Here is a 10008-nt window from a genome sequence, read left to right on the forward strand (position 1 = left end):
AAAGAAGGAGACCGCCGTTATAAACGGTCAATTAAACAACGTCCAAGTTATGTAGAAAGCCGGAAAACGCGAGGACATTGGGAGGGCGATACGATTATTAGCCGTAAAGACAAGCAAGCATTGGTGACATTAGTTGAACGCAAAACAGGGCTAGTATTAATTGGGCGCCTCAATCAACGTACCGCCTCCGAAACGAGAGATATGATAATAAAATTGCTAACGCCGTTTGAAAAAATGGTTAAAAGCATCACCTTTGATAATGGAACCGAATTTAATTATCATCATGCTATTGAGCATTATTTAAACACCACCGTGTACTTTGCAGAGCCTTATAAAAGCTGGCAAAGAGGCACAAATGAAAACACCAATGGCTTAATACGTCAGTTTATACCTAAGTCAGCGGCCATTTCATTAGTTGACGACGAACAGATAAAGAAAATACAATATCTATTGAACACACGCCCAAGAAAACGGCATAAGTTTAAAAGCCCTGCTGATTTTTATTCTAAGGAGTTAAGAAGAATTGCACTTCATGGTGTAATCTAGGTTTTGAGTTAATATGTAGCGTAATCAACAAATATTTAGTGATACAAAAGATAGAAAATAAAGGCTTAAATGCTTTATTAATTTTTATTATACCTTTAAACCCCATAAAGTAATTTCAGGGAAAAACGCCTTATGAGTTTTAAAGGATCATTTTAATCATAAAGTGTAAATAGCCTTTTTTTACATACTATGAATTTTTTTCATTTATAACATGCGTTGATGATTCAGTGTGGCAAGGGTTATTAATTTGAATTGAAATATTATTTTGTGACTGATTATATTTACTTTTGTAGATACAGTTAGCATAGTCAAGCATACCGCTAGTTAGAAATAGGTCTAAAAACCATCCGATACCTAATAAACCAGCAGTAAAAACTAAATGAAGCCTGTAATCCATTTTCCACAGTACATGCGATGGGCTCCCCACATTCCAAGAAAGAACCATAATAAATATGCGACACCTTTACTTTTCATACTATCTCCATTTTATAATTAACTTATGTTTTTATTAATAATTAATGCTTTTTATAAATATTATTCATACCTGATGCAGTAGATAATTGATGTAACGTTAATTTTTAGTGTAACGATAATAGTAAAATCGCTAATTTTACTGTTTTCTTATTTATTCTGCAAATAGAAGAAGCATATAATATTACAAGAAGTTAACTCGATTTTGTTGAAATGAATGCTAATAAGTATCTGTTAGATTAAATCTGAGCTACTAAAATTAAAGATAAAAACTCGAATTATTAAAAACCCGCTGTTTTAAAGCGGGTTTGTTTTTTTATTTAAAGTAATTTTGATTGAAAGCAAGATAATCGCTAAATCTCTAAGTAATCTAAGATACCTTCAGCCGCTTTGCGACCTTCGCTGATGGCGGTAACAACTAGATCAGAGCCACGGACAGCATCGCCACCAGCAAAGATTTTGGGATTGGTGGTTTGGTAGCTGTTAGCTTCGGGTGCGATGATTTTGCCTTGTGGGTCAAATTCGACACCATGCTGAGCAAGCCAAGGCATGGCATGTGGCTTGAATCCAAAAGCCATAATTACTGCATCGGCAGGAAGAATAAATTCAGAACCTTCGATAATTACTGGCGAGCGTCGTCCTTTTGCATCTGGCTCGCCTAGTTCTGTTCGAACCATTTTTATGCCTGTGACTTGTCCTGTACCGTTAATTTCAATGCTGAGAGGTTGTACGTTAAATTGGAACTGTGCGCCTTCTTCTTTGGCATTTTTGACTTCTCGTTTTGAGCCAGGCATGTTGGCTTCGTCTCGGCGATAAGCACAAGTAACTTCAGTTGCACCTTGACGAATAGATGTTCGTACACAGTCCATTGCAGTATCACCACCACCTAATACCACAACACGTTTGTTTTTCATGTCAATGTACGGGGTATCTTGGGTTTGCGCATGTTTCATTATGTGTTTAGTGTTGGCAATTAAAAATGGTAAGGCATCATAAACGCCGTTGGCATCTTCGTTTTGAAGACCCGCTCGCATTGATTGATAAGTTCCAGCACCCACAAAAACCGCATCAAATTCGTTGATTAAGTCGGTTAATTGTACCGTTTTACCGACCTCAGTATTTAGACGGAACTCAATGCCCATTTCAGTAAAAATATGTCTTCGGTTGATTAATACTTCTTTATCAAGTTTAAACGCTGGGATGCCAAAGGTGAGTAGTCCACCAATTTCAGGGTGACGGTCAAACACCACTGGCGTTACGCCATTGCGGACTAAGACATCGGCACAAGCAAGGCCAGCAGGACCAGCACCAATAACTGCAACTTTCAATCCTGTTTTTTCGACGTTTGATAAATTAGGTTTCCAACCCATTCTAAATGCTTCATCAGTAATATAACGCTCTATATTACCTATGGTAACTGCGCCAAATTCAGCATTTAAAGTACAAGAGCCTTCGCAAAGGCGATCTTGTGGGCAAACTCGGCCACAAACTTCAGGCAGGCTGTTGGTTTGATGTGAGAGTTCAACCGCTTCTAATATTTTGCCTTCATTAACCAGTTTTAACCAATTGGGTATATAGTTATGCACAGGGCATTTCCATTCACAATATGGGTTGCCACAAGCAAGGCAACGATCAGCCTGCGCTTGTGATTGTGGAGCAGAAAATCCTTCATAAATTTCAACAAATTCAATTTTGCGAATGTTTAACGATTTTTTAGGCGGATCAACACGTTGTAAATCGATAAATTGATAAACATTTTGACTCATTTTCGTGTTCTCCTTACTGTGCTTGAATACGTAATTCTGCTGATGAGCGACTGCGGTGCCCAAGTAGCGCTGTTACATCACTCGATTTTGGTTTGACTAATACAAATTGTTTTGAATAATCATCCCAATTAGCCAAAATTTCTTCCGCGCGTGATGAATGGGTAAGTTGAGCGTGCTCCATTATTAAACCACGTAAATGTTCTTCGTGAATTGAGTAATCAGCAACATTCAATAGTTCCACTAACTCTTTATTTATGCGTTTATGGAAATCACTATCTTCATCTAAAATATAAGCAAAACCACCTGTCATACCTGCACCAAAGTTAACTCCTGTTTTACCTAATACGCAGACAATACCGCCTGTCATATATTCACAGCCATTGTCTCCAATGCCTTCAACAACACTAATTGCACCAGAATTACGTACCGCAAATCGTTCTCCAGCACGTCCAGCGGCAAAGAGTTTTCCTCCAGTTGCACCATATAAGCAGGTATTACCGGCAATGATTGCTTCATGGCTTAAAAATGCTGAGCCTTGCGGTGGTCGAATCACAATACGACCGCCAGCCATGCCTTTACCAACATAATCATTGGCATCGCCTGTGAGTGTTAAGTCCACACCTCCAGCGTTCCAAACACCAAAACTTTGACCCGCAGTGCCGTTAAAGTTAAGCGAAATAGGATCAGCAACAAGACCTTGGTCACCATATTTTTTGGCAATATAGCCAGATAAACTAGTACCTACAGAGCGATCGGTATTTTGTATATCAAAATAGAAGCTTTGGCTTTGGCGATTATCAACAAATTGTTGTGCTTGTGTGATGATCTCTTTATTTAGCACACCTTTATCAAATGGTTTATTGTCTTCAATACAATAAACTGGTTTGCCATCAATAGGTTTTGCTGTTTCAAGCAGTCCTGATAGGTCAAGTTTTTGTTGTTTTGCCGTGATGCCATCAAGTTCTAATAACAGATCGGTGCGTCCTATCAAATCGACGATACGACTGACACCTAGCTCGGCCATAATTTCTCGCGTGTTACGCGCAATAAAGCGGAAATAGTTTATCGCTTTTTCTGGCAGGCCATGATAATGTTCGCTACGCAGTTTTTCGTCTTGCGTTGCAACACCCGTTGCACAGTTATTAAGGTGGCAAATACGCAGATATTTACAACCTAAGGCAACCATTGGTCCTGTTCCAAATCCAAAACTCTCAGCACCTAAAATAGCTGCTTTGACAATATCAGTGCCCGTTTTTAAACCACCGTCTACTTGTAAACGTATTTTGTGACGTAACCCATTGGCGACTAATGATTGCTGAGTTTCAACTAACCCTAATTCCCAAGGAGAACCAGCATATTTGACTGAAGTTAATGGGCTGGCGCCTGTTCCACCATCATAGCCAGAAATGGTAATTAAGTCGGCATAGGCTTTAGCAACTCCAGTTGCGATTGTGCCAACGCCTGGCTCTGATACTAATTTAACCGAAATCATGGCATTAGGGTTAATCTGTTTTAGGTCAAATATTAATTGTGCCAAATCCTCAATCGAGTAAATGTCGTGATGAGGTGGTGGTGAAATAAGTGTGACACCCGGTACAGAAAAACGCAATTTAGCAATATATGGGGTGACTTTGTCGCCAGGTAACTGACCACCTTCCCCCGGTTTTGCTCCTTGTGCTACTTTGATTTGAATAACATCGGCACTCATTAAGTAACTTGGTGTTACACCAAAACGACCTGATGCAACTTGTTTTATGCGTGATACTTTTATGGTGTTGTAGCGAGCTGGATCTTCACCGCCTTCGCCTGAATTTGAAAAACCACCGAGCATGTTCATTGCTTCGGCAAGGGATTCATGTGCTTCAGGGCTTAGCGCACCAATTGACATGGCTGCCGAGTCAAAGCGTTTGAACAGTGATTCTTCTGGTTCGATTTGATCAAGTGGAATAGCTGCGTTTTCAGGTGGATTGAGCTTTAATAAATCACGCAAGGTGGCAATAGGGCGGTTGTTGACGATATCGGCATAGCGTTTGTAATCTTCATAATTGCCATTATTGACCGCTTTTTGTAGTGACTGTACTACATCAGGATTATAAGCATGATATTCACCACCATGAACATATTTAAGTAACCCACCTTGTTCTAATTGTTTTCTTTTCAGCCATGCACTTTTTGATAAGTTAAATTGGTCTTGCGCAAAATCATCAAAATTGGCACCATTAATACGGTTAGTAACTCCTTGGAAACAAAGTTCAACGACCTCTTTATTTAAGCCAACTGCTTCAAATAGTTTTGAACAGCGGTAAGAGGCGACGGTTGAAATGCCCATTTTTGACATAATTTTATATAAGCCTTTGTTAATTCCATTACGGTAATTAAGAATGGCTTCACGGTAAGATTTTTTTATTGTGCTATTATCGACCATTTGACCTAAAATTTCGTAGGCTAAATAAGGGTAAATTGCAGTTGCACCAAAACCAAGAAGTACCGCAAATTGATGTGGATCACGGCAGCTTGCGGTTTCGACAATGATATTAGCATCGCAACGTAAGTTTTTTTCAACTAAGCGTTGCTGAACAGCTCCAACTGCCATAGGCGCAGGAATTGGTAAGCGATCAGGCGCTATATTTTTATCTGATAAAATCAATAATACCGTGCCATTGCGAACTTTTGCTTCAGCATCACCACATAATTGTTCAATGGCATCGCGCAGGCTACCATCGATTTCATAAGTGATATCTAAGGCTTCTGATTTGTAATAACGTGATTCTAATGCTGTTAATTGTTTAAAATCTGAATAAACCAAAACAGGAGATTTGAACGCAACACGATGCGCCTGACCTTCAGCTTCGGCAAACACGTTCATTTCACGACCAATACTAGTTGAAAGTGACATAACGTGTGATTCGCGTAGTGGGTCGATAGGCGGATTTGTTACCTGAGCAAATTTTTGACGAAAATAATCATAAATTGAGCGAGGCCTTGTTGATAGTACCGCAAATGGTGTGTCATCGCCCATTGAGCCAGTGGCTTCTTGACCGTTTTCACCTAGCACTCGAATACATTGGTCTAGCTCTTCAGCACTATAACCAAATTGTTTTTGATAAGTTGCTAGCAAGATATCGTCATAATATCGAGAGCCAATGTTATCATCAGGTAGGTTTTCAAAAGGGATCAGTCTTTTAACATTTTTTTCCATCCATTCTTTATATGGATGACGTTTTTGTAAATCGTTGTCTGTTTCAGACGATTGTAAAATGCGACCTTCTTCAGTGTCTATAACTAACAATTCACCTGGACCAACGCGTCCTTTAGTGACGACTTCGTCAGGTTGATAATCCCAAATACCGATTTCGGATGCACAGGTAATTAGTTTGTCTGTCGTTATTACATAACGTGCAGGACGTAATCCGTTACGGTCTAAGTTACATGCGGCATAACGACCGTCAGACATTACAATACCGGCAGGACCATCCCAAGGTTCCATATGCATTGAGTTGAAGTCGAAAAAAGCACGCAGATCTTCGTTCATGTCAGGATTATTTTGCCATGCAGGTGGAACCAATAAGCGCATAGCTCGTACAATATCCATTCCTCCTACAAGAAATAGCTCAAGCATGTTATCTAATGAACTTGAATCAGAACCTGTGACATTAACAAAAGGTGCCGCATCTTGTAAGTCTGGAATGAGTGGCGTTTTAAATTTATAGGAACGTGCTTGTGCCCATTGTCTATTACCTTCAATAGTGTTGATTTCACCATTATGAGCTAAATGCCGAAAAGGTTGCGCTAATGGCCAACGAGGAACAGTATTGGTTGAAAAACGTTGATGAAATAAACAAATTGCTGTTTCCATTCGGATGTCAGCCAAATCTAGATAGAATCGAGGTAAATCTTTAGGCATACATAAGCCTTTATAGATATTGACCTGATTTGAGAAGCTACAAACGTAAAATGTATCGTCTTGTACCCGTTTTTCAATTCGACGGCGCACCATGTATAGGCGGCGTTCTAAATCAATTTTTGTCCATCCAGCGGGTGCATTAACAAAGACTTGTTCAATTTTAGGCAATGATGATAGGGCAATTTCACCAAGCACACTTTTATCAATTGGTACTTCACGCCAACCTAAAATAGATAAGGTTTCATTGGCTAATTCTTCTTCGACAATATCACGGCTAATTTGAGCTTCTTTTTCATCTTGGCTCAAAAACAACATACCAACGGCATAATTACTTGCTAAACGCCAGCCCTCATCTTGTGCCACTAATCTAAAAAATCGATCGGGTTTTTGTAATAAAAGTCCACAGCCATCGCCAGTTTTACCGTCTGATAAAATGGCACCACGGTGTTGCATTCTGGCAAGTCCGTGAATTGCAGTACGCACCACTTTATGACTTGGTTGTCCTTCAATGTGAGCAATTAAACCAAATCCACAGTTATCTTTTTCATGATGCTGGTTATATAACATATCATTGCCTCTAATTCATCGTTTTATAATTTAAGAAGGAATAGGCTTTAATTCCATATTGCGTGTGAAGTTAATCAAAAATTAGTTTTTGGTCAAATAAATATTATTTATAAGTCAATCTTCCAAATATAGCGTTATTAATAAAGCTAATGGCGGTTTGTATTACGTTTATATCTAGTTGTATTTGATGCAAAATGAATAATTGTCTAAAATATTAGCAATTAATTATATATTAACTATAATTAGCTTAAATAATAATAGTTAGTTAGGAGTAGGAAAATCGCTATGAAATATTTTGCTTGGTGCATTTCGCTTTTAGTTGGATTGATGAGCTTAGGTCAAGAAATGCTATGGTTTAGAATCGTTAGCTTTATGTTAGGTGGTGCTCCCTATGCTTTTGCACTTGTACTGTTCTTTTTTCTATTAGGTATTGCTTTTGGTGCAAGTCGAGGTAAAGCAATTTGTACACGCTATTCGAACCTACTATTGGCCGGAGGAATGGTTTTAATTTTTGCTGGTTTTATTGATATATTAATTCCATTTATTATTCAAAGCATAAATCAACCAAATAGCTTAACTCAATGTATACGTATATGTAGTATTTTAATATTTGTCGTTGCAGCTTTAAAGGCAATATTATTTCCAATTGTGCACCATTTAGGTACGAATATTGGCAATGGAAAAGTAGGTGCTTCAGTTTCTAAAGTCTATTTTTTTAATATTATTGGCTCAACGCTTGGTAGTTTATTAATTGGCGGAGTTCTTCTTGATTATATTTCTATTTCATCAATGTTTATTTTAATAGGTATTGTTTGTATCTTATTAGGTGGCTTGATGATAATTAAAAAATCGGCAGTTTCTGTTTCTGCCTTTGCTATACTTGGTATTAGTTGCTTTTATTTTGTAGATAAACACACTGATTATATTTTCAGAGATAGCCTAGGACAAGACATATCTATCAATTCTTATATTGAAAATCGCTATGGTGTAATTCATATCGCCGATGACAATAAGGATGGACGGAAAAATATTGTATTAGGAAATCGAATGTATGATGGTATTTTAAATATAGATCCAGATAATGATATAAATGACTTAAACCGGCTTTATCTATTAGCGGCAATTCATCCAAATCCTAAAAAAGCGCTAGTTATTGGTGTTAGTGGTGGGGCTTGGACACGTGCTCTATCAAGTTTCCCTACATTAGAAACGATTGACGCCATTGAAATTAATAAAGGTTACTTGGATATTATTAAACAATACCCAGTTGTTTCTCCAATACTAGATGATCATCGAATTAATATCTATATTGATGACGGTCGACGTTGGCTTAAACGAAATAGTGATAAAAAGTATGATTTAATTATTATGAATACTACTTACCATTGGCGTTCAGGAATAACCAATCTATTATCGCAAGAGATGATGAATATATTACATAATTCATTAAATCCTAATGGTATTTTGGCATTTAATAGTACTCGTTCGCTAGATACATTAAAAACGGCACAATCGGTATTTAAACATGCTTATTGGGGCACTATGGGCTTTATTTATGCCTCGGATTCAGAGATTAACATCGATGACAATGTTGCTAAAAATCGCCTTGATAAGTTGGTTTTAGATGGCAAACCATTGTTTAATGAAGCGTCTAAACAAGTTAAAAACGGTGCTTACCAAAAAACATTAGCAACCAAACTGTTAAGTCTAGATGAAGTTGAAAAGCTTTATAACTTAGGACGAGATACGGAAATTATTACCGATAGTAATATGATAACTGAATATAAATATGGTTTTTTGAGAAATAATTAAGGACGCTTTTATGTTAAGTAAGAAACAATCACTACTATTAAGCACGCTATTTTTTATTTCTGGAATGAGTGGCTTAACTTATCAAGTTGCTTGGCAACGAGCTCTTTATTCGGCTTTTGGATCTGATGTTGATTCTGTAGCAATTATTGTATCGGCATTTATGTTAGGACTTGGTTTAGGGGCTCTTGGAGGAGGAAAAATTGTTGATAAATACCCAAATAAAGCACTCCAGTTTTTTTGTTTTAGTGAATTTGGAATTGGTTTATTTGGAATAATTAGTTATCAACTTATTTTATTTGTCGGTGATATCTTTATTGTTTATAATTTAATTGTTGTTGCAATTGTTAATTTCTTATTGGTGCTTATTCCAGCCCTTTTGATGGGAGCAACACTTCCAATTTTAATTACTTATATAGCACAGTTTTGGAAAAATATTGGTCAAACAACTGGACATCTTTATGCGATTAATACTTTTGGTGCGGCAATTGGTGCAATTTTGACAGGATTTATTTTATTTAACTATTTTGCTCTTAATGTTGTAACGATATTTGCTGCACTAGGAAATTTTGTTGTTGCTATATCTGCTTATCTATTTTTTAATAAAATGCGAATAAAAAAGAGCGGATAAGAAGATAGAATAATACTACTAAAGATATTAAAAATGATAAATCGGCGATAGTTGTCGCTGGTTTATCAATATATTATTAAAATCAATTAGTTAATTATTTAAACAATACAAGCTTTTTATTACTAGGGGCTGTTGATCTTTGCTGTACATAAATTACTCAACAATACATTGGCAGCCACATTAACATAAATGCCAGTGATACCATACTGGCATAATTCCTTTCTAACTTATCGTATCTAGTTGATATTGAACGATATTGCTTGATTCTAGCAAAGGCATTCTCGACTAAATGACGATAGCGATAAAGGCACCTA

The 10008-nt window shown here is 37.2% G+C and carries 8 protein-coding genes; 3 read left to right on the plus strand and 5 right to left on the minus strand.

Annotated elements, in window-relative coordinates; all coding sequences use genetic code 11:
• The coding region (locus A9G38_RS10240) for an IS30 family transposase (protein WP_065623265.1) at positions 1-546 on the plus strand (546 nt) is incomplete at its 5' end.
• A 187-nt stretch (positions 547-733) separates the two neighbouring features.
• On the opposite strand, the gene A9G38_RS12350 is transcribed toward A9G38_RS10240, so the two are convergent.
• The 4 genes from A9G38_RS12350 to gltB all read right to left on the minus strand — a co-directional run bounded on the left by A9G38_RS12350 (position 734) and on the right by gltB (position 7254).
• Complete coding sequence (locus A9G38_RS12350; protein WP_065623266.1) at positions 734-943, minus strand: hypothetical protein; 210 nt, start codon at positions 941-943, stop codon at positions 734-736.
• On the minus strand, positions 922-1020 hold the full coding sequence (locus tag A9G38_RS12970) for an NINE protein (RefSeq protein WP_080702388.1): 99 nt from the start codon (positions 1018-1020) through the stop codon (positions 922-924). The genes A9G38_RS12350 and A9G38_RS12970 overlap by 22 nt, the downstream gene beginning before the upstream one ends.
• A gap of 350 nt (positions 1021-1370) precedes the next feature.
• Complete coding sequence (locus tag A9G38_RS10250) at positions 1371-2783, minus strand: FAD-dependent oxidoreductase (protein WP_034915173.1); 1413 nt, start codon at positions 2781-2783, stop codon at positions 1371-1373.
• 13 nt (positions 2784-2796) lie between these two features.
• Positions 2797-7254 carry a glutamate synthase large subunit gene (gene gltB, locus A9G38_RS10255; RefSeq protein WP_034915176.1) on the minus strand — a complete coding sequence of 1486 codons (4458 nt, stop codon included), beginning with the start codon at positions 7252-7254 and terminating at the stop codon, positions 2797-2799.
• 285 nt (positions 7255-7539) lie between these two features.
• Between gltB and A9G38_RS10260 the strand changes: the two genes are divergently transcribed.
• Together A9G38_RS10260 and A9G38_RS10265 are read left to right on the plus strand one after the other, a co-directional pair.
• Entirely contained in the window at positions 7540-9066 is a 1527-nt protein-coding gene (locus tag A9G38_RS10260) for a spermidine synthase (protein WP_034915179.1), read from the plus strand.
• A 10-nt stretch (positions 9067-9076) separates the two neighbouring features.
• Positions 9077-9694 (plus strand): MFS transporter, encoded by a 618-nt coding sequence (locus A9G38_RS10265; RefSeq protein ID WP_034915183.1) that lies wholly within the window; start codon positions 9077-9079, stop codon positions 9692-9694.
• A 157-nt stretch (positions 9695-9851) separates the two neighbouring features.
• Here the strand turns inward: A9G38_RS10265 and A9G38_RS11845 are convergent.
• On the minus strand, positions 9852-10008 hold a 157-nt coding region (locus A9G38_RS11845), incomplete at its 5' end, for a transposase (protein ID WP_141671798.1).

The sequence above is a fragment of the Gilliamella sp. Imp1-1 genome (genome assembly GCF_001690415.1).
Lineage (GTDB): Bacteria > Pseudomonadota > Gammaproteobacteria > Enterobacterales > Orbaceae > Gilliamella > Gilliamella bombi.